15 protein-coding genes are annotated in these 19,846 nt (G+C 73.8%); 6 read left to right on the forward strand and 9 right to left on the reverse strand.

The window, feature by feature from the left end:
* Positions 1-267: 267 nt before the first annotated feature.
* A complete protein-coding gene (locus ACOJVX_RS14830; RefSeq protein ID WP_418153784.1) occupies positions 268-732 on the reverse strand; it encodes a DoxX family protein in 465 nt (154 codons plus the stop codon).
* A gap of 75 nt (positions 733-807) precedes the next feature.
* Here ACOJVX_RS14830 and ACOJVX_RS14835 point away from each other — a divergent pair, with 75 nt between their 5' ends.
* Positions 808-1,380 (forward strand): TetR/AcrR family transcriptional regulator, encoded by a 573-nt coding sequence (locus tag ACOJVX_RS14835; protein WP_418153783.1) that lies wholly within the window; start codon positions 808-810, stop codon positions 1,378-1,380.
* 120 nt (positions 1,381-1,500) lie between these two features.
* On the opposite strand, the gene ACOJVX_RS14840 is transcribed toward ACOJVX_RS14835, so the two are convergent.
* A complete protein-coding gene (locus tag ACOJVX_RS14840; RefSeq protein WP_026420677.1) occupies positions 1,501-2,235 on the reverse strand; it encodes an SDR family oxidoreductase in 735 nt (244 codons plus the stop codon).
* On the reverse strand, positions 2,232-2,498 hold the full coding sequence (locus ACOJVX_RS14845; protein ID WP_026420678.1) for an Atu4866 domain-containing protein: 267 nt from the start codon (positions 2,496-2,498) through the stop codon (positions 2,232-2,234). Before ACOJVX_RS14845 ends, ACOJVX_RS14840 begins: the two co-directional genes overlap by 4 nt.
* A gap of 151 nt (positions 2,499-2,649) precedes the next feature.
* Between ACOJVX_RS14845 and ACOJVX_RS14850 the strand changes: the two genes are divergently transcribed.
* Positions 2,650-3,483: a helix-turn-helix transcriptional regulator gene (locus tag ACOJVX_RS14850; RefSeq protein ID WP_422646853.1), complete on the forward strand. Its 834-nt coding sequence runs from the start codon at positions 2,650-2,652 to the stop codon at positions 3,481-3,483.
* 74 nt (positions 3,484-3,557) lie between these two features.
* Here ACOJVX_RS14850 and ACOJVX_RS14855 read toward each other — a convergent pair whose 3' ends face one another.
* Together ACOJVX_RS14855 and ACOJVX_RS14860 are read right to left on the reverse strand one after the other, a co-directional pair.
* The gene (locus ACOJVX_RS14855) at positions 3,558-4,460 is read right to left on the reverse strand and encodes an aminoglycoside phosphotransferase family protein (RefSeq protein ID WP_422646854.1); all 903 of its coding nucleotides are present in this window, start codon (positions 4,458-4,460) and stop codon (positions 3,558-3,560) included.
* 437 nt (positions 4,461-4,897) lie between these two features.
* A complete protein-coding gene (locus ACOJVX_RS14860) occupies positions 4,898-5,731 on the reverse strand; it encodes an arylamine N-acetyltransferase family protein (RefSeq protein WP_026420682.1) in 834 nt (277 codons plus the stop codon).
* A 561-nt stretch (positions 5,732-6,292) separates the two neighbouring features.
* Here ACOJVX_RS14860 and ACOJVX_RS14865 point away from each other — a divergent pair.
* Together ACOJVX_RS14865 and ACOJVX_RS14870 are read left to right on the forward strand one after the other, a co-directional pair.
* Positions 6,293-7,549, forward strand: coding sequence for an MFS transporter (locus ACOJVX_RS14865; RefSeq protein ID WP_026420683.1), 1,257 nt, complete (start codon positions 6,293-6,295; stop codon positions 7,547-7,549).
* Positions 7,550-7,780: 231 nt separating this feature from the next.
* Positions 7,781-8,446, forward strand: coding sequence for an LmbU family transcriptional regulator (locus tag ACOJVX_RS14870; protein WP_422646855.1), 666 nt, complete (start codon positions 7,781-7,783; stop codon positions 8,444-8,446).
* A gap of 197 nt (positions 8,447-8,643) precedes the next feature.
* Here ACOJVX_RS14870 and hutH read toward each other — a convergent pair whose 3' ends face one another.
* Together hutH and ACOJVX_RS14880 are read right to left on the reverse strand one after the other, a co-directional pair.
* Positions 8,644-10,179: a histidine ammonia-lyase gene (gene hutH, locus ACOJVX_RS14875; RefSeq protein WP_026420684.1), complete on the reverse strand. Its 1,536-nt coding sequence runs from the start codon at positions 10,177-10,179 to the stop codon at positions 8,644-8,646.
* An 85-nt stretch (positions 10,180-10,264) separates the two neighbouring features.
* Complete coding sequence (locus ACOJVX_RS14880) at positions 10,265-11,755, reverse strand: condensation domain-containing protein (protein WP_103056578.1); 1,491 nt, start codon at positions 11,753-11,755, stop codon at positions 10,265-10,267.
* A 448-nt stretch (positions 11,756-12,203) separates the two neighbouring features.
* Here ACOJVX_RS14880 and ACOJVX_RS14885 point away from each other — a divergent pair, with 448 nt between their 5' ends.
* Both ACOJVX_RS14885 and ACOJVX_RS14890 read left to right on the forward strand, forming a co-directional pair.
* On the forward strand, positions 12,204-15,401 hold the full coding sequence (locus ACOJVX_RS14885) for a non-ribosomal peptide synthetase (protein ID WP_418153778.1): 3,198 nt from the start codon (positions 12,204-12,206) through the stop codon (positions 15,399-15,401).
* A gap of 313 nt (positions 15,402-15,714) precedes the next feature.
* Complete coding sequence (locus tag ACOJVX_RS14890; RefSeq protein WP_422646856.1) at positions 15,715-16,764, forward strand: beta family protein; 1,050 nt, start codon at positions 15,715-15,717, stop codon at positions 16,762-16,764.
* Between the two features lie 364 nt (positions 16,765-17,128).
* Here the strand turns inward: ACOJVX_RS14890 and ACOJVX_RS14895 are convergent, their stop codons facing one another.
* Together ACOJVX_RS14895 and ACOJVX_RS14900 are read right to left on the reverse strand one after the other, a co-directional pair.
* Positions 17,129-17,401, reverse strand: a complete 273-nt coding sequence (locus ACOJVX_RS14895; RefSeq protein ID WP_035293188.1) for an acyl carrier protein — start codon at positions 17,399-17,401, stop codon at positions 17,129-17,131.
* Positions 17,398-19,842 (reverse strand): AMP-binding protein, encoded by a 2,445-nt coding sequence (locus ACOJVX_RS14900; protein ID WP_422646857.1) that lies wholly within the window; start codon positions 19,840-19,842, stop codon positions 17,398-17,400. Before ACOJVX_RS14900 ends, ACOJVX_RS14895 begins: the two co-directional genes overlap by 4 nt.
* Positions 19,843-19,846 lie beyond the last annotated feature (4 nt).

Raw genomic sequence — 19,846 nt, forward strand, 5'->3', positions numbered from 1 at the left:
ATCGCGGAACTGGACATCGTCGAGGTCGCGTCGCGCATCGATCCGGGTCCCGTCCCGGCGGTGGAGGCGTCGGCCGTCGGTTTCGCGCTGCGCTGGCCAGACGGCGTCCGACGGGGCGACCGCTCGTGGACGGTGGCCGCGACACCGGAGCTGGGTGTCGAGGCGATCGCGGCCGGAGGACGTCGACCACTTCCTGGTCGGCCTGTCGGCGCTGCTCGGCGGGGCGGTGGCACTGGTGGGGCGGCCCGGCCAGTCGGCCGGGTCCGACTAGGCGGTGCTGGCCAGCACGGCGGCGAGGAAGACCAGTTGGAGGACGGTCCGGACCCCGAGCGGGGTGGCCGGTCGGCCCCGGAACTCGCCGCCGCTCCTGGCCGCGTGCACGTTCGCCGGGAACATCACGACGAGCAGCAGCGCGAGGCAGATCCCGGCGGCCATGGAGGTCGCGGGCACCAGCAGGCCGACGGCCCCGGCGAGCTCCAGCACCCCGGTGACGGTCACCAGCAGCGGGGCTCGGGGCAGGCGGGGCGGCACCATCGCGATCATGTCCCGGCGCGGCGGCCCGAAGTGCGCGAGTCCGGTGAGGACGAACATCGCCGCCACCCCGACCCGCAGGGACGACTGCCAGTCGCCGACCGCCTCCACACCGAGCAGACCGACCAGCCGGGCCACCAGCCAGGTCGCGAACAGGCACACCGTCGGAGCCATCAGTTCCCCCTCACCGAATCTTTCCACCGACAAGATTCCCCCGGACGGATGAACTTGTCAACGGCTAGATCCGGGGTGCGTCGGTGACGTAGCGTGGGGACCGTGCGTTCGTCCTCCTACCACCACGGCGACCTGCGCCGGGCGCTGCTCGACCAGGCCGTCCCCCTCATCGCCGAGGTGGGGCCGGCCTCGGCGAGCCTGCGCGAACTCGCCCGCCGCACCGGCGTCTCGCACGCGGCCCCCGCGCACCACTTCGGCGACAAACCCGGGTTGCTGGCGGCCGTCGCCGCCGAGGGCTTCGACCTGTTGGCCGACCGCCTGCGCGCCGCCACCGAGACCACCGGGAGCCTCGTCGAGGTCGGCGTGGCCTACGTGCGGTTCGCCCTCGACCACCCCGCGCACTTCGCGACGATGTTCCGGCCGGACCTGCTGCCCGAGGCCGACCCCGTGCTCACCGCCGCCCGAGACCGGGCCGGGGATGTCCTGCACGCCGCGGTGGCCACCACGGCGGGGGGCGTCCTGGCGGAGGACCCCCGGACGGGGGCGGTCGCCGCCTGGTCGCTCGTGCACGGCTTCGCGACCCTCTGGTCGTCCGGGGCGTTGCCCGGGCGGTCCCACCCGGACGCCGACCCCGACGAGTTGGCCCGCGCCGTCGCGGGGGTGCTCACCCGCTGATCCCCTCCCCCTCGCGGCGGAGGACCACGACGGCCACCGTGGACAGCGGACCAGCCCTGGCCGGGCCTCGCGGCGCCACCGCCGCGCGCCGACCAGGACCGACCGGTCCTGCCCACCGCCTCAGTTCACGCTGGCGGCGGGCCGCACCACGATCTCGTTCACGTCGACCTCGGCGGGCTGGTCCACGGCGAACGCGATCGCGGCGGCGATCGCCTCGGCCGGCAGGGCCACCGACCGGTAGACGTCCATGTCGGCCCTGGCCCTCGGGTCGGAGATGCTCTCGGCCAGTTCCGACTCGGTGACCCCGGGGGAGATGACGCTGACCCGGATGTCTCCCCCGGACTCCTGCCGCAGCCCCTCGGCGATGGCGCGGACGGCGAACTTCGTACCGCAGTAGACCGCGCCGGTGGGCACGACCTCGTGCGCGCCGACCGAGGCGATGGTGACGACGTGCCCGGCCCCCTGCCGGCGCATCACCGGCAGGGCGGCGGCGATGCCGTGCAGCACGCCCCGCACGTTGACGTCGATCATGCGGTTCCACTCGTCGACCAGCAGCGCCTCCAACGGCGACAAGGGCATCACGCCGGCGTTGTTCACCAGGACGTCGACCCGGCCGAACTCGGCCAGCGCCGCGTCCACGAACGCGCGGACCTCGTCGAGGTCGGTGACGTCCACCCGGTGCCCGCGTGCGACGCCGCCGGCCTCCTCGATCTCGCGGACGATCCGGTCGAGCCGGTCGGTGCGCCGGGCTCCGAGCAGCACCCGGTGCCCGTCGGCGGCCAACCGCCGCGCGGTGGCCTCCCCGATGCCGCTGCTGGCCCCGGTGACCAGCACCACCTTCGCCTGGCCGGTCATGCGGCCCCTCCTTCGCGGTACAGCACCAGGTGCTCGTGGTGGAGGACGCCGTCCCGGATGTCGCCGGTCGCGGTGAACCCGGTGTCGTCCACGTAGTCGAGGTGGTTCCCGGTCACGGTGTAGCTGCCGGTGTAGGCGCTGCGCCGTGATCCCCGCGCCTCGTCGTAGCGGCCGTCGGGCCGCAGTTCCTGGCGGATGTGGCCGTCGGCGGTGACCCACGTGCCCACCACGTCGACGTCCTCGCGGGATGCGCTGGTGTCCATCCCCTCGTCTCCCTCGTCGTTGGTCCGTTCTTCCTCCCCCACCCTGTCGAGGTGGCGGCGGGCCGGGCAGGGCTCGCCGGGGCCGGTCGGGGCGTGCCTGGGTGTGCCACACCCAGGCAGCCGGCGGGCACACCGCCCTAGGCTCGGGGACATGGGTGCCGAGGGTCTGGGTGAGTTCCTCCGGGCGCGCCGCTCGCGTCGTCGTCCGGAGGACGCCGCGGTGGTGTTCAGCGGGCAGCGCCGCGTCCCGGGGCTGCGGCGCGAGGAGGTCGCCGTCCTGGCCGGGGTGAACGTCGACTACTACACGCGACTGGAGCAGGGCCGGGAACGCCACCCGTCGGGGCAGGTGCTCGACGCGCTGAGCCGGGCCCTCGACCTGGACGAGGACGCCCGCGACCACCTGTACCGGTTGGCGGGCGGCGCTCCCCCGACCGAGGTCCGGCCGGCCGTGGAGGTGGTGAGCCCCACCCTGCGGGCACTGTTGGACGGCTATCCGGGGACACCGGCCCTCGTCCTCGGACGCCGCCTGGACGTGCTGGCCCGCAACGCGCTGGCCGACGCCCTGTACTCGCCGTTCGGGGTGGTGGACAACCTGGCCAGGGTGGTGTTCCTCGACCCGGCCGCTCCGCGCTTCTACCCCCGCTGGCGGTGGGTGGCGCAGGCCACGGTGGCGAGCCTGCGGGAGGGAGCCGGGCACGAACCGGGGTCGGTGGCGTTGGCGGACCTGGTGCGGGAGCTGAGCGCGGGCAGCGACGTCTTCCGCGAGCTGTGGGCGCGCCACTCGGTGCGGGGCAAGACCCGGGATGCCAAGGACTTCCAGCACCCGGAGGTGGGGGCGCTCACCCTGTCCTACGAGTCCTTCGACGTGCGGGGCGCCCCGGGGCAGCAGTTGGTGATCTACCACGCCGAGCCGGGGAGCCCGAGTGCCAGGGCGCTGGCCCTGTTGGGCACGCTGAGCGCCACGAGCCGGGTCGGGGACGGCTGATCCCGGCCACCTCCCCGCGACCGCCGTCACCACGGGACGCCCGGGCAGGGCGCGGGGGCGGGCGCCGCGTCGTCCTACGTCAGGGCGTCGCGCAGCACACGGTCGAGTGCCGCCCGGCCGGCGGGCCCCCACGTCGGCTTGCCGCCAGGAAGGCCCCGGTCGCCGTTCTGGCCCATGAGCATGAGGAACAGGCCCTTCAGGGCGGCCAGCCCCCGGGCGCGCCGGATCGTCCCCTCGTCCGCCCGTGCGTAGGCGTCGAAGAAGGGCGCGGCGGCGCCGGCGGGGAGGAGGACCCAGGCGGCCGCGAGGTCCCACGCCGGATCGCCGGAGAACAGGTCACCGAAGTCGATGACACCCGCGAGGGCGCCGTGGGCGACGACGACGTTCGCGGGGTGGAGGTCGCCGTGGACCCAGAGCGGCGGGCCATCCCACTCCGGCGCCGCCACGGCGTCCTCCCAGACGGCCCGGACGTCGGCGGCGAGGTCGTCGGGGACGACGACGCGGAAGAAGTGGTCGAAGCCGTCCGCGTGCTCCCTGGGGTGGCCGCCGCGGTCCGCGCTGGTCGGCCCGTCCGCTGGCGCCGCCACGTGGAGTGCCCGGAGGAAGCCGGCCAGGGTGTCGGCCGCCTGGCCGCCGGAGCGGAGGGAGGCGCGGTCGAGTGGCTCCCCTGGAACCCAGGTCATGACGGCCCAGGGCTTCGGGAACCGCGCGGACGGCTCCCCGGTGCGCACGGGTTCGGGGACCGGGAGCGGCAGGCGCGGGGCCAGCTCGGGCAGCCACCGGCACTCCTCGCGCAGGAGGGCCGGGGCACCCCGGGTGCGCGGTAGGCGCACGGCCAGGTGGTCCCCGAGCCGCCACATCTGGTTGCCCCACCCACCCGCCACCTCGCTGATGGCCAGCCCCGCGAGATCCGGGTGCTGCTCCCGCAGCAGGTCCCGGACCAGCTCCTCGGTGATCTCGACCTCGGGGGCGGTCATGCCGGGTCACGGTACCGGCCCGCGCTCCCCCGGGGCCACGGCGAGGGGCGGAGCCCGGAGTGGGAGCGCGGCGCCGTCCCGGTGGGCGGTCAACGAGGCGGAAGCCGCTCCCTTCCGGGGCTCAAGGTGGCCGGAAAGGTCCTCCCGCGGTCCTGAGTGGCTGAGGCCGGGTCGGAGCGGTCGTCGGACGGCTCCCCGACGTGGCTGGCCCAGCGTCGACCGGAGACGCCGAGCGGGCGGGCGGGCGAGACCACGGTGGACTCCGGCGGCGTGGGCGGCATCCACGCGTGGCGGATCCGGCACGGGGTCAGCGCTGGAGGCGCCGGCGGTGCACGGCCGGGCAGGGCGGCCTCCAGTCCTCGCGGCGGGGTGACCTCCGCGGCCGCGCGCGGCTGGTTCGGCGAGGGCGTGGAGGACCGGGGCGTGGCCGGGGCGTCTCAGTCCTCGACGTCGCCAGGGCCGGCGTAGCGTTCCACGACCCCCGCCAACTCCTCGGGTTCCAACACCACGTCCAGTTCCCGGAGGAGCTCGTCGAGTTCGTCGGGCCCGATCCGGCGTTCCTCGCGGGTCCCGTCGGGGGTCTCCACGGTGTACCGGTCACCGACGAGCTGCCGCGTCCTCCCCGCCTCGGTGCGCATCACGACCAGGCGGTAGGTGAACGGGGACTTCGGGTGGGTGGCGGTGTAGTGGTTGGCGACCACGTAGTCGATGGGCAGTTGCGGCGTGTCGTCGAGCGCGTGCATCGACTCCCAGCCCTCGGCCGTCTTCTTGCTGAGGACCCACATGCCCTGCTCGCGGGTGATCCGCTGTGGCCAGCCGCCCTGGTCGACCACGGTGCCGTGCCGCAACGGCAGGGGTCGCAGCACCCCGGCACCGAAACCGACCTCCGCCAGGTACGTGGTGTGGCCGAACCGGACGGCCAGCGACAGGTGTGTCCTGGGCCCCCGGTCGAGGGCGGGAACCCGGGCCACCAGCCGGGTGACCGAGTAGCCGAGGCGGTCGAGGGCGGCGGCGAAGAGCAGGGCGTGTTCGAAGCAGTAGCCGCCTCGCCGGCGGTGGACGAGTTTGTCGGTGATCGAGGGCAGGTCGAGGGCCGGCGCCCCGCCCAGCAGGGGTTCGACGTTCTCGAAGGGGATGGTGCTGACGTGGGCCTCGTGGAGCGCGGCCAGCGCGGTGGGTGACGGTTCGGCGGCTGGCTGCCCGATCCGCGCGAGGTAGGCGTCGAGGTCCAGCTCGGCGGTGTGCCACAGGTCGTTCGGCTCGGTGGTCATACCGCGAACCCTTCACCCTCAACTATGGTTCAGGTCAACTCCCCGCTCGCGGCCGAGGGCCCATCCCGCCCAGGAGGCGCGGACAGAGCGGCCGACCCTGGCGTTCGGGTCGGACACGAGGTGGACGACCAGGACGGGCCAACGCCGCCACATGAGGGGTGGCCCCGCGGAGCAACGCACACCTCCGGACGGCCCAGCACAGCCGGACGGCACTGCGCCGAACGGCGTCGCCCATTCACCCACACGAATGCTCCTCCTTCCTCGACGGCCCGATCCGTGGCTCCCCCCGATTTCGGCCATCACCGGCGACCCGATTCGAAGCAGCGCAACCAACAACGGGGAGGAGATACGAATTCGACCAGCACCGGCCCCTCGCGGAACCCACACTGCCGGGATCAGCGGGCCGAACACGACTGGCGCGTCCACCGTCCTGACAAAGCATTGACAACCACCGAACACGCCCTGAGCGCGCAATGCGAGGGCCGGAGTACGCAATTTGACGGAGTTCGCGTCGAACATTCGCGGACCACTGTGGATGATCCAGCGTGTTAGCATCCGCTCATGCCAGTAGCCACGGGACCGTCACGCTCGTTAGGCCGTCGCTTCTGGAACTTCTGGTCAGCCTCATTCACGTCGAACCTCACCGACGGCATCGCCATGATCGCGCTGCCCTGGATCGCCACCCACCTCACCGACAATCCGGTACTCATCACGCTGGTGGCCAGCGCGGGACGAGCGCCCTGGTTGTTGCTGGCCCTTCCGGCGGGTGTCCTGGTGGACCGGTTCCCCCGGCTCGACCTGATGCTCGTGGCCAACGGCACCCGGGTGGTGCTGTGGGCGGTCCTCGCGGCGTTGATGGCCACCGACCTGGTCACGATCCCCGTCCTCACCCTGATCGCGTTCGGCCTGGGCATGATGGAGGTCCTCTACGACACCGCGGCCGAGAGCGCCGTTCCGGCCCTCGTGAGCAGGGACAACCTGGAACGGGCCAACGGACACCTGCGGACGGCGGAGATCTCCGCGCAGGAGTTCATCGGCCGCCCGGTCGGTGGTTTCGTGATCACCCTCGGTCTCGCCGTTCCGCTCCTGCTCAACGCCCTGGCCACCGCCGTCTCAGCGATGTTGCTGGCCGTCCTCAGCCGGCGCGAACGCCGCCTGGCCGCCGCCGAGGGACGCCGCGCGGCCGAACGCCCGGCCTGGCGCGACATCGGGGTGGGGGTCACCACGATCTGGCGGGACCCGCTGCTGCGCCGACTGGTGCTCGGCACGGTCGTCTTCAACGGCCTGTACTCGATGGTGTTGTCCACCCAGGTGCTGTTCGCACAGAACACGTTGGCCCTGGGATCGGTCGGGTTCGGCCTGCTCATGGTCGCCACCGCCGTCGGGGGCGTGACAGGGGGACAGCTCAGCGGCTGGCTCGCGGCGCGGCTGCCGCGAGGCTCGATGCCCATGCTCAGCCTGCTCGGCGCCGGTTGCTGTTTCCTGCTGATGGCGCTGTTCCCCGTCGTGCCGGTGGCGATGGCCGCCTACCTGGTGTCGAGCGCGTTCGTCCTGACCTACTCGGTGGCGGTCATCTCCATCCGGCAGCGCATCACGCCCTCCGAGATCCTGGGCCGGGTGAACGCGGCCGCCCGGACCGCCTCCTGGGGCGTCGCGGCCTTCGGCATGGTCGGTGGGGGCGTGGTCGTCGCGTTCGCGGAACGCTTCCTGACCGTCGAGGACGCACCCCGCATACCGTTCGTGCTGACGGCGCTCGGGGCGTTCGGCATCGTCCTCCTCGTCGGCAGATCGACCACCAGGCTCGCCCGCGACCACTGATCGGTCGAGGGCCATTCCCCGCACAGCACACGCTCGGTCCTGACCGAGCGGTCGACGACGCCCCTGACCGTCCTCGGGGGTGCCGGCGACAGGCGACCGGCGACGGAGAAGGAGGACGAACGACGCGTCCCCACGACGTGGGGCCAACAGGGAAACAGGAACAACCGGAACCGCGGAATGCGGGGGGAGTCAACCGAACGCCCGGAAATCGTGAGGGAACGGATGGACGCCGTGACGACAGTGCCAGACTCGGAACTGACCGCGACGACAGGAGAACTGACCCCGCAGGACCCACCCCGGCGGAAGGCACACGGGTGGCGGACCTTTCTCGCGTTGGACGACCACATCGGCATCGACGAGTGGGTACGAATAGGTCGACGGATCTTCGCGGTGGCGGAATCCTCGTCGTGGTGGTTGGGGGACTGGCTACTCTACGGCCAGGTGAAGTACCCGGACCGGTATCACCGCGCCATTGTGGAGACTGATCTGGACTACCAGACGCTTCGCAACTACGCCTGGGTCGCGGGGAAGTTCCCCACCCACCGGCGCCGCGCCGATCTCAGTTTCCAGCATCATGCCGAGGTGGCCGCGCTCCCCCCGGAGGAACAGGACCGGTGGTTGGAACGGGCGGCGCGCCATTCGTGGTCACGCAACCAGCTCCGCAACCGGCTGCGGGCCGCGCGGAGCACCACTCCAGGGACGAGGAAGGCCAGTGCGGCGCGGATCGCGGTGAAGGCCGACCCCACACAACGGAGGGCTTGGGAGGAGGCCGCCGCCCGGGCCAGCAGTGACCTGGAGAAGTGGATAGCCGCGGTCCTCGACCAGGCGGCGGGGCGGGAGCTGCCCAGTGGGGACGCCAGCGGCGCCCAGACCGTCGACGGCAGCACGGTCGGCTGACCGAGCGGTCGCCACCCGGTCCGCACGCGGTACGGGATCCGCACCCGGTACGTTCGCGTCCTGGGCTCGGCCGAGCCGGGCCCAGGACCGCCGGGCAGCGCACGGGCGAGGGACCGAGCCGCGCGCGGACCGGTCACCGTGCCCGGGTCCGGCGCCCTGGGGCGTCGCGTCGGGAACAGCCCCGGAGCGTCCGTGCCTCAGTGGAGGGGACGGCCCACTGCCTCGGCGGCCACGCCCACCAGGGTTCCCTCCGCGACCAGGGCCGTGGCCGCCTCGATCTCGGGTGCCAGGAACCGGTCGGGACCCGGCCCGGCCACGTGCCCGCGCAGAGCCGCCACCACCGCCGAGGTCGCCGGGGCGAGCAGGGACCGGCCCCGCAGGTCCAGGGCCCGGGCCGCGACGAGGATCTCCACGCCGAGCACGAGGCGCAGTCCCTCCACCGCTCGACGCAGCTTGCGGGCGGCCCCCCACCCCATCGACACGTGGTCCTCCTGCATTCCACTGGTGGGCAGGGAGTCGACGCTGGCCGGAACGGCGAGCCGCTTGAGCTCGGCGACCACCGCAGCCTGGGTGTACTGCGCGATCATGTGCCCGGAGTCGATCCCCGGCTCGTGCGCGAGGAACGCCGGCAGTTCCCTGTTCCGCGCCGGGTCGAGCAGCCTGTCGGTGCGTCGTTCGCTGATGCTGGCCACGTCGGCGACGACGACGGCGAGGAAGTCGAGCACGTGCGCGATCGGGGCTCCGTGGAAGTTCCCGTTCGACAGCAGACGTCCGTCGCCCACCAGGACCGGGTTGTCCACGACCGCGGCGAGTTCACGGTCGGCGACCAGCCGGGCGTGCCCCAGCGTGTCCCTGGCGGAGCCGGCCACCTGGGGCCAACACCGCAGGGAGTAGGCGTCCTGCACGGTGGCGGTGGCCTGCCCGGGGCCCGTCGGTGGAGCGGTCAGGGCCGACCCGGCGAGCAGCCACCGCAGGTTCTCAGCGGACTCGCGCTGGCCGGGGTGTGGTCGCAGCGTCTGCACCGCCTCGTCGAAGGGATCGGGGGAGCCGAGGAGTGCCTCGACCGTCATCGCGGCGGCGAGGTCCGCGGTGGACAGCAGGAGGGAGAGATCGGTGTTGGACAGGCACAACTGTCCCAACATGCCCTCGGTGCCGTTGATCAGTGACAGGCCTTCCTTCTCCCTCGGTTCGACGGGTCGCAGGCCCGCGCCACGCAGCGCCTCCCGGGCCGGCAGCTCGACCCCCTTCTCATCCCGCACCGTTCCCTCGCCGACGAGGGCGAGCGCGACGTGCGCGAGCGGCGCCAGGTCTCCCGAGCAGCCGAGGCTGCCGTACTCGCGGACCACCGGAGTCAGGTCGGCGTTGAGGAGGTCGGCCAGGGCGACGGCGATCGCCGGGCGCACCCCGGTGCGGCCCGACGCCAGCGTCCGCAGCCGGAGCAGCATCAGCGCCCGCACGACGTCCCGTTCGACCTCGGCGCCCGCCCCGGCGGCATGGGACCGGATCGCGTGGTGCTGGGCCCGGGCCCGGTCCGCTGCGGGCACGGGGGTGCCGGCCAGGGCTCCCAGTCCGGTAGCGACCCCGTAGGCGTGTTCGGCGTCGGTGAGTCGGCGGCGCCCCTGCCGGACGCGTTCCTCCGTCCCTGGCGCGAAGGCCACTCGCCGCCCGGACCTGGCGACGCCGACGACATCGCGCTCGGTCAGGACCGACCCGCCGACCAACACCGGTTCCACGCTGTCCCCTTTCCTGGTCGTGGTGTGCTTGCCGTTCCCGTACGGCCGCGTCTCCTGCCCCACGGGCTCGACCTGACCCGCCTGGTCAGACCGGGGCGGCCCCCCAGGCGAGCAGACGTTCCCGTTCCGCCCGGTCGAACAGCTCAGCGCGGGAGATCCGCCTGCCCGGTTCGGTGACCAACGACGCCAGCAGCACGGTGTAGTGGTGCAGGAGACGGCGCACGGTCTCGGGTTCGAACAGGTCCTGGGCGTAGAAGACGCGGCCCTCCAACGGGGCTGGCCGGTGGTCCTCCACGTGGATCTCGACGTCGAACCGGGTGTGGGAGGAGCCCACGTCGAAGCTGGTCGCCTCGACACCGGGCAGGGACGCCGTCGTCCCCCCGCCCCCGGTCGCCACGTCGAACCAGACCTGGACCAGCGGGTTGCGGCTGAGGTCCCGGATGGGGACGAGCCGGTCGACCAGGCGGTCGAAGGGAACGGCACGGTGTTGGTGGCCGTCGAGCAGGGCGTCGTGCGTCCGGTCCAGCAGGACCTCGAAAGTGGGGTCCCCGGAGAGGTCGCCGTGGGCGGGCAGGGAGTTGGCGAAGAACCCGATCATGCCTTCCAGTTCGACCTCGGTCCGACCGTTGCTCGGATAACCCGTCAGGACGTGGGACAGACCGGTGTAGCGGCCGAGCAGGACGTGGCAGGCGGCCAGGGTGACGGTGAACACGGTGGTACCCCGGCGTTCGGCGAGCGCGCGCACCCGGTCCGACACCTCCCCGGGCACCACGAAGTCGAGTGCGCCTGCGCGGTGCGAGGGCAGGTCGGGGCGCGGGCGGTCGGCGGGGAGTTCGAGCACGGTGGGGATTCCGGTCAGGCGGGACACCCAGTGCCGCAGAGAACCCTCGATCCGCTCCTCCGTCAACGTCTGGCGTTGCCAAGCGGCGAAGTCCGCGAACTGCGCCGGCAGCGGCGGCAGGTCCGGTGACCGTCCGGCCCGGTGGGCGGTGTAGGCCTCGGCGAGTTCCGCGTTCCAGATCGCCAGCGAGTCGCGGTCGAAGACGATGTGGTGGAACACGGTGGACACCACGTGGTCCTCGGGGGCGAGCCGCAGCACCCGCGTGCGCAGCAGGGGCCCGGTCCGCAGGTCGAAGGGGACGTCGTGGTCGTCGGCGAGCAGTTCCCTGGCACGGCGTTCCGGATCGGGGTGCCCGCCGACGTCCTCGACGGTGAACTCCGTTCCGCCGTCCTCGTCGACGCGGTGGAAGGGTTCGCCCGCCGCCTCGTCGAACCGGGCGCGCAACGCCTCGTGCCGTGCCACCACCGCCGCGACCGCCGACTGGAGCGCGGGCAGGTCCAACGGGCCCCGGAACCGGGTGACGCTGGGCACCGTGTAGGCGACGCTGCCGGGAACCAGCCCGTCGAGGAACCACAACCGCCGCTGTTCGTAGGAGAGCCGCGGAGGGTCGGCCCGCGTGACGGACCCGATACTGGTCCGTTCGCGCCGTGCCCGTCCCGCCATTCGGCGCTGGAGCAGTTCCTCGACGGTTCCGGCGGTGCTGGTCGCGTTTCCGGATTCCTGCGCTTGGTTCACGTCCGAGGCTCCTCATTCCCATCGCGCTCCCGGTGTTCCTTCCGCGCCGCGCGCCGGAAAGCCACCATCCGGGCCAGCATAGGAAGCACCGGGCGGATTCTCCGATGCTGGAAATGGTGGGAAGGAGCCTTTTCCCCACGCCAGCGGCCGCCAGGCCGACCAGCGGGGACGCGCCGAGGTCCGTCCGACGACCCGACGTCGTTGTCGCTGGACAGGATGGCCATTCCGTCCTGTCCCGCCGGCGGGACGACTCGCGGTTCTCGGAGTCCCCCGGGGGCGCGGCTGAGCGGGAAGTCGCGGTTGCTCGCCGTTCCGGGGGCAGGGGGGACATTCGTAGGCTGAGCACGTTTCCCCCGTCCGTCCACACCCGAGCACCGCGGGAATCCTCGCTTTCCGGCCGAACCCGTGTTCGCTCCCGGGTGAGGCCCACGTCTTCTCGAGGTATCCCGTGACAGAGGACACAACGACCTGTCGGCCGACGGACACGGCGGCCGAGGGCACGGTCTTCCCGTTGTCGTCGGCGCAACGGCGGCTGTGGTTCCTGCACCAGCTCGGCCTGGGCGACGCCTATACCGTGCCCGCGCTGTACGAGATCACCGGGGAGCTCGACGTCCCGGCGCTGGCCGAGGCGGTGCGCTCGCTGGCGTCCCGGCAGGAGGTGCTCCGGATCCGGATCACCATGAACGGGGGCTGGCCGGGTCAACGGCTCGGGCCGGCCGAGGCGGTCCGGTTGGAGGTGGCGGATCTGCGGGGCACCGGCGACGCTCGGGGTGAGGCCCGGCGCCGGGTCCTGGACGAGGTCGCCGCCCCGTTCGACCCGCTCACGGGGCCCCTCGTCCGGGTCGTCCTGTACAGGCTGACGGACACACGCGCCCTGCTGCTGTTCGCGGCACACCACCTGGTTTTCGACGGCGGGTCGAGGCCGACCCTGGAGGCGGAGCTCTCCGCCGGCTACGCCGCCGCGCGGGGCGGAGGAGCTGAGCTCCCGCCGGCCGGGGTCGGGTACCTCGAGCACGCGGCCCGGGAGGCCGCCGCCCGCGACACCGAGGACGACGCGGAGGACCTCGCGTACTGGCGGGAGGAACTGAGCGGTGCCGCGGTGCTCAGCCTCACCCCGGACGTGGCGTCCCGCCGGGCGGACGGACCGGCGGGGGCCGAGGTGGTCCTCCCGCTCCCACCTGCCCTCGACGCGGCGTTGGCGGAGTTCGCACGGCGGCACCGCGTGACTCCGTTCGCCGTGGGCATGGCGGTGCAGTCGTTCCTCCTCGGGTGGTTGGGGGGTGTCGAGGACGTGGTGGTCGGCACGGCCGCGGACGGCCGGCTCGACCCGGATGTCGAGGACACCCTCGGGTGCTTCGTGAACACGGTGGCGATCCGGACCAGCTTGGCGGGGGACCCGTCGCTGGTGGAGTTGTCCGCGCGGGTGCGTGACGGGGTGCTCGACGCCCACGACCACCAGGGACTCCCCTTCGACGAGGTGGTGGCAGGGCTCGGACTGGAACGGTCCGGGGAGGACAACCCGTTGTTCCGCCACTGGTTCGACGTCACCGACGAACGGTCGGACACCGGTGGGGGCGGGCTCCGCCTCCCCGGGTGTGACACGACCCTGCTGCCGCCGCCCGTGGTCGCCGCCCACTTCGAGTTGGAGACGCACCTGCGGTACACCGACCAGGGGTTGTCGGTCGGTGTCGTCCACGACACGGGCGTGTTCACCGGGGCTTGGGCACGCCGGTTCGCCGAACGCTACTCGCGGCTGTTGGTCGCGGCGTTGGGCAACCCGACCCTCCCGCTGTCGCGCATCCCGCTGCTCGACGAGCCGGAGCGGCGGGAACTGCTCGAGCGTGGATGCGCGGGTTCCGCACCGGACCCCGAGGGTGCCGTTGAGGGCACGGTCACCGCCCTCGTCGCGCGCGCGGCGGCCCGGCACCCGGACCGGGTGGCGGTGTCGGCGGGTGGTGTGGAGCTGACGTACCGGCTGCTGGCCGCACGGGCCGAACGGGTGGCGCGACGGCTCGCCGCCCTCGGTACCGCACCGGAGCGGGTGGTGGCCGTGTGCCTGCCCCGGGGAGCCGCGTTCGTCACCGCCCTCGTCGGGGTGCTGCGCGCGGGCGGCGCGTACGTCCCGCTGGACCCCGCACTACCGTCGGCCCGCCTGCGCCACGTCCTCGCCGACGCGGGCGCGACGAGCGTGGTCACCGACCTCGCGACCGCCGACCGGTTCCCCACGACACCGGTGGTGGCGGTCGACGCCGCCGGTGTCGTCGTTGACCCGGACGGGGAGGCGGCCGAGGTCGCCGCCCCTCCCCTGCCAGCCGTGTCCGAGGTGGGGCACCCCGACTGCCTGGCCTACGTCGTCTACACCTCCGGATCCACGGGCCACCCCAAGGGGGTGGCGGTCTCCCACCGCACCCTCGGCGGTCTCGTGCGGTGGCACCTGCACCGGTACCGCCCCCGGCCAGGGGAGCGCACCGCGCAACTCGCCCGCGTGTCCTTCGACGCCGCTGCCTGGGAGATCTGGCCCGCGCTCGTCGCCGGAGCGGCCTTGGAGGTGCCCCCGAACGACGTGCTCGCCAGACCCGACCTGCTCGCCGCGTACCTCGCCGACCGTGGCGTCACCTCGGCGTTCGCGCCCACCCCGCTGGCGGAGGCCCTGCTCGACCACCCGGTACTGACCCGGGGAGGGCTGCGCCGGCTCCTGACCGGCGGCGACGTCCTGCACGCACGGGAGGCGAGGGGCGCCGACATCGAGGTCGTCAACCACTACGGGCCGACCGAGAACACCGTGGTCGCCACCGCCGGTGGCGCCCTGCGGGCCCCCTGGGGCGAGACGACCATCGGCGCTCCCGTTCCCGGTGTGCGGTGCTACGTGCTCGACCGGTGGCTCCGCCCGGTTCCCGACGGGACGCCCGGCGAGCTGTACCTGGGCGGCTCGGGGGTGGCCCGGGGCTATGTCGCCAACCCGACGGGCACGGCGGCCCGGTTCGTCGCCGACCCGTTCGGGCCCAGCGGGGGACGGATGTACCGCACGGGAGACCGGGTCAGCTGGTGGGGTCGGGAACTCCGGTTCCACGGCCGCACCGACCGGCAGGTCAAGGTGCGGGGGTTCCGGATCGAGCCGGGCGAGGTGGAGGCCGTGCTGCTGGCGCACCCCGCTGTCCGGATGGCCGTCGTCGGAGCCTCCGGTCGGGGTGACGTCCTCGTCGCCCACGTCGAACTTCGGCGGGACGTCGCCGTGGCGGAGCTCGCGGAGCACGCCCGCGCCCGGCTGCCCGAACACCTGGTGCCCACCGTCATCCTGCCCGTGGACACCATGCCGATGACGAGCAGCGGCAAGGTGGACCGCTCCCGCCTGCCCGAACCCGCCACCGCGGTGGTGGAGTCCGTGCCTCCCCGGGACGAGGGTGAGGAACTGATCGCGGGGTGTTGGGCGGAGGTCCTCACCTCCGCGCCCCCGGGGGTGCACGACGACTTCTTCGCCCTCGGCGGGCACTCGTTGGCCGCCGCCCGCCTCGCCGCCCGCCTCGGGGAGATCTTCGACGTGGACCTGACGGTCCGCGACGTGTTCGACCACCGGACGGTGGCGTCGCAGGCGGCGGCGGTGCGCGCGAGGGTCCTGGCGGAACTCACCGCCGAGGCGGGGACGTGACGGACCCGGCCGGGTAGCCCCCGCGCCCGGCGTCCAGCGTCCAGCGTCCAGCGTCCAGCGATGCCATGTCATGCCCCGGCGCACCCGTTCGGCCGATCGAGGTCGAAGCGTCCACCTGGGAACCTGGAAGCCAGGGCAGGAACCAGAGCTGACGATCGCGGCCCATGCCGGGAGGGCCGGGAGAGGACGCGGGCGTGGGTGAACGACGTCGTCACTCCCAGGATCCGCCACCGTGCTCGGGCGTGGCCGCACCGCCCGGTGGGTGCGACACCGCCGTCCCCTCGTGACGGCCGGAGCGGGCGCGGTGCTCGCGGTGAAATGCAGGAAGGCGGAGCTTCGGGCACTGCGGGAAACACCGACGACCGGAAGGCCGGTCGACATCCTGGTGGAGCTCAGCCGGGACGGCGGGCAGGTGGCGGGGCTCGTCGACGCGGCCAAGCGGGCGGCGTGGGACGGCCGTCCGTTGTGGATCGACCCCACCCACCTGGGGCCGGACAGCGCCCTCGCCCGGTTCGGCGACCCGCTCGGCGAACTCGAACGGCGCATCGAAGACACGCTGGGGCTGATCAGGCACGACGCCCCTCCCCTCCTCCCCGTCGTGGCGGCGACGGCCGACGACCGCGAGCGGCGGCACGTTCGGAACCTGCTGGAGCACCAGGCGCGGCCGGTGGCGGTGCGCTGCCGCTCCGCCTCCCAGCACGACCCGGCGTGGCTGGTGGCCCGGCTGCGCGCTCTCAGCACCAGCCTCGGGCTGCCCACCGGTGGGCTGCACCTCGTCCTCGACGAGGGTTTCGTGGAACGGGTGGAACCCTGGCGGGTCCGGAGCGTGGTCTCGCTGGGGCGGTGGGTAGCGGGCGAGGTCCCGCTGGGCTCGATGACGTTGTTGGCCGGGTCGACACCACGGCAGCGGAGCGGGCACGACCGGGTGGTTCGCCCCCTGGCCGAGGTGGACCTGTGGGAGCAGGTCCACCCCGAGCTCGGGTTCCCGTTGCGGTACGGCGACTACGGCGCCGTCCACCCCGCACCCTCCTTCTCCAAGCCGTCCCCCCAGGCTCCACCGAACCCTTACCTGCACTACACGCTGCTCCGGCACCGGCTGACCGTCGCCCGCCGGGTGCCGGGCAGGACAGGACGCGTGGTCCCGAGCGGGGCCTCGGCCCGCTACTTCCGGGAGGTCGCCGAGGACGTGGTCGGGCACCGGGACTACGCGGGACCGGGCTTCTCCTGGGGCGACCGGTGCCTCCACCGGTGCCGGACCGATCCTCGGATCTCGGTGGGTACCGCGCAGTCGTGGATCGCCTACGCGACCTCCCACCACCTCGCCCAGCTGTCCCACCGCCCGCCCGGTGCGCCCGTCCGATGAGGACCACGCTGGGAGCCCCGTGTACCTCCACGTGCCCTGGCGCCCGTCCCGGTGCGGCGACGGCGCGAGGGGCCTGGCCTCGTCCACGGGCGGAGGCCCCTGCCCCGGCCCGGTCGTGGCGACGAGTCCGTCGAGTCCCCCTCGGGCAGGTGCCACCGGGTGCTGCTGATCATGTGCTGGGCGACGGCTGCCTCGCGGCCTCGTCGGGAGTGGCGCTTCCCTCCCGGGCACCCCGGCGTGGCCGGCGCCGTGCGCACTCACGCGGCGGGCGCGCACCCCGGCGACCAGGGGAGGACGACCAGACGCCGCCTCCGTGCCGACGTCCTCCGGGAGATCACCGGCGCCGTCACCGCCGCTGGGCGGGTCACCGGGTGTTCGACGGCGAGGTCCGGGTCCGCACGTAGTCGGCCAGGACGGTGAGGTCGTCGACCAGTTGGGGGGTGAGGTCGTCGTCACCGATCTCGATGTCGAACTCGCGTTCCACGGCCAGGAGGAACCGCACGCAGGACACGGAGTCCAGGCCGAGGGTGTCGAGCAGCCCCCGCCCGGGCACGCTGTCGCGTGCCCCGCCGAGTTCCAGGGTGGACACCAGGAGGTCCCGCAGGGAATCCTCGAGGTGGTCGTGGTCGTGGTTCACTCGGGGCGTCCTTCCGTCGGGCCGGTGGGAGTGGCGGGGGCGCGGGCGACGACCTGGCACGGACCGTCGTGGTCGCCGCCGACCCGCACCTCGACGGCCCCCAGGCGGCGCAGGCCCGTCGCCAGGTCCTGGGCGCTGGCCCACGCCGTCTCGCCGCTGGCGACGCGGTCCACCGCCGCCCCGCCGTCGTGGCCCAGGTCCTCCGTGAACAGGTCGTCGACCAGCAGCGTCCCGCCCGGGCGCAGCACGGCGAGCAGCGCGGCGACGTCGGACCCCGGCCCGGGCAGGTGCACGGCGTCCCGGACGACGCAGAGGTCGAAGCGCATCGCCCGCACCTCCGGGCCCGCCACGACCCGCGAGCCGTCGGCGGCTGCCACGGAGTCCTCGTCCGCGCACCGCGTCGGGGCGGTGGGCACCGGGAACTCGTGGACGACGGTGATCCGGCCGGGGACGGCGGAGACGTCGACGGCGGCCGCCAGGTCCACCAGCACACCCGACGCCCGGGGGTCGTGCGCCAGGAGCGTGGTGAGGCAGTGCGGTCCGTCGGCGCTGACCTCCAACACCCGGGCGGCAGGGGGTGGCGCGGCCCGGGCCAGTGCTCGCCGGCCCCGGTCCCGCGCGGTGCCGAGCAGGACGGCGCGGCGCAACGAGGACATCCGACGTGCCGCCTGGACCGCCGGCGCGTCCGCCCCGGGTGGTGGGGCCACCGCCGTGGGGAGGTCCGGTGCGGCGCGGCGGCGGCGTTCCTCGTCGATCGCCGTCCCCAGCGCTCCGGTGGAACCCGGCGGCGGCCCGCCCTCGGCCGGCCCCCTGAGCAGCAGTCCCAGTTCGGCCGCCGTGGTGAGCAGCGCCTCCACCTCGACGGGCGGCAGCCCGGTGTCGGCGGCGACCTCCAAGGCGTCCCGGGTGCCGTCGAGCACGTCGAGGAGGCCGGAGCGCGCGAGCGCGAACACGACGTCGGAGACCCGGTGCGCGCTGGCCGCGGCGAGCAGGGCAGCCGGCTCCGCCGGCCGGTACCGGGGCCGGGCCAGGACCTTCCCGGACGACGCCCGGGGCAGGCTGGCCACGGGGCGGATCTCGCTGGGCAGCTTGTAGGGGGTGAGCCGGGCCCGGGCGAACCGCATCAGCTCCGCCGGGTCGACGGCGACCGGACCGGTCGTCTCGACCTCGGCGAGCACCGCGTTGTCCCCGGCCTCGCCGATCCGCAAACCGGTGACACGGGCTTCCACCACCTCGGGGTGTTCCCGCAGGACGCCCTCGATCTCGACGGGGGACACCCAGCGGTCCCCTCGGCGGATCGCCGTCGACCGCCGCCCCAGCACGGTCAGCACGCCGTGGTCGTCGCCGACGACCACGTCCCCGGTGTCCACCCATCCGTCGAGGTGATCCATCCGCACCGACAGGGTGCCTTCCACACCGGGGGGAACGGGTTGGCCCCCGGCGTCGAGTATCCGCGTCACCGTCCCTGGCACCGGGACGCCCACGGTCAGCGGGGGCACGTGGGGAGGCGCGGTGGCGATCACCCCCGTCTCGGTCGACCCGTACACCCGGGACAGCCCGACACCGTAGGTGGCGGGGAAGGCGCGGGCCAGCGAGGCGTCCACCGCTCCGGCTCCGAGGGCGGCGACGCGCAGCGGCGCGGAGTCCGGAGCGGGACGGCCGCCGGCCCTGGCGAGGAGCAGCCGGGACACGGAGGGAACCAGGGCGGCCACCGTGGCCTCGGTCCGCAGCGCGGAGTCCACCGCGCGCAGCGCCGTCGGCGCGGGCAGGCGGATGTCGGTGCCGACGAGGAGCCCGCAGGCCAACCAGCTCAGGGCGTAGGCGTGCGGGAGAGGCAGCGGGAGCAGCAGGACGTCACCGCGACGCACCCCGAAGCGGTCCCGGTAGTGCGCGGCCTCGACCAGCAGGGACCGTTGACCTCGGGCGACGCTCTTGGGGGTCCCGGTCGAGCCGGAGGTGTTGATCAGCAGCGGCGGGGGTGTTGTGGTCGTCGACCCCGGCCCGCCCGGCCCGGCGGAGCTGGTCGTCTCCAGCTCCGGGCGGCCGACGCCGTCCACCGCCCGCACCCAACGGTCGCCACCGGCGCGCCGCAGGACGCGTTCCAGTTCCGGCACGGGGGTGTCGGCCGCGACGAGCAGCGGTACCGCTCCGGCGTCGAGCAGGCCCAGCAACGCCACCAGCCACGGGGCTCCGTTGGGCACGCGCAGCCCCGTCACCCTCCCCCGCACGCCGGCCTCGGTGAACAGCTGGGCGGCCCGGTCGGCGTCGGCCCGGATCTCGCCGGCGGAGCGGCCGTCCACCAGCGGCAGCCCGGCTGGGAGGAGGTCGAGGCAGGCCCGCAGGGTCGGTGGTGTCGACGGCGTGCCCGCGGCGGCGTGGTCGGTGCGTGGTGACGTCGGGCCGGGCGGGGCGGGGGCCGGGTGCGCGTGGTCGTCGGTCATGCCG

The organism is Actinoalloteichus caeruleus, assembly GCF_049311605.1.
Taxonomy (GTDB): domain Bacteria; phylum Actinomycetota; class Actinomycetes; order Mycobacteriales; family Pseudonocardiaceae; genus Actinoalloteichus_B; species Actinoalloteichus_B caeruleus.

Bases quoted from the DNA above. Each gene is read 5' to 3' on its own strand.
- ACOJVX_RS14845 (WP_026420678.1), bottom strand. From the start codon at position 2,498: ATGGACACCAGCGCATCCCGCGAGGACGTCGACGTGGTGGGCACGTGG.
- ACOJVX_RS14865 (WP_026420683.1), top strand. From the start codon at position 6,293: ATGCCAGTAGCCACGGGACCGTCACGCTCGTTAGGCCGTCGCTTCTGG.
- ACOJVX_RS14860 (WP_026420682.1), bottom strand. From the start codon at position 5,731: ATGACCACCGAGCCGAACGACCTGTGGCACACCGCCGAGCTGGACCTC.
- ACOJVX_RS14840 (WP_026420677.1), bottom strand. From the start codon at position 2,235: ATGACCGGCCAGGCGAAGGTGGTGCTGGTCACCGGGGCCAGCAGCGGC.
- ACOJVX_RS14850 (WP_422646853.1), top strand. From the start codon at position 2,650: ATGGGTGCCGAGGGTCTGGGTGAGTTCCTCCGGGCGCGCCGCTCGCGT.
- ACOJVX_RS14900 (WP_422646857.1), bottom strand. From the start codon at position 19,842: ATGACCGACGACCACGCGCACCCGGCCCCCGCCCCGCCCGGCCCGACG.
- ACOJVX_RS14855 (WP_422646854.1), bottom strand. From the start codon at position 4,460: ATGACCGCCCCCGAGGTCGAGATCACCGAGGAGCTGGTCCGGGACCTG.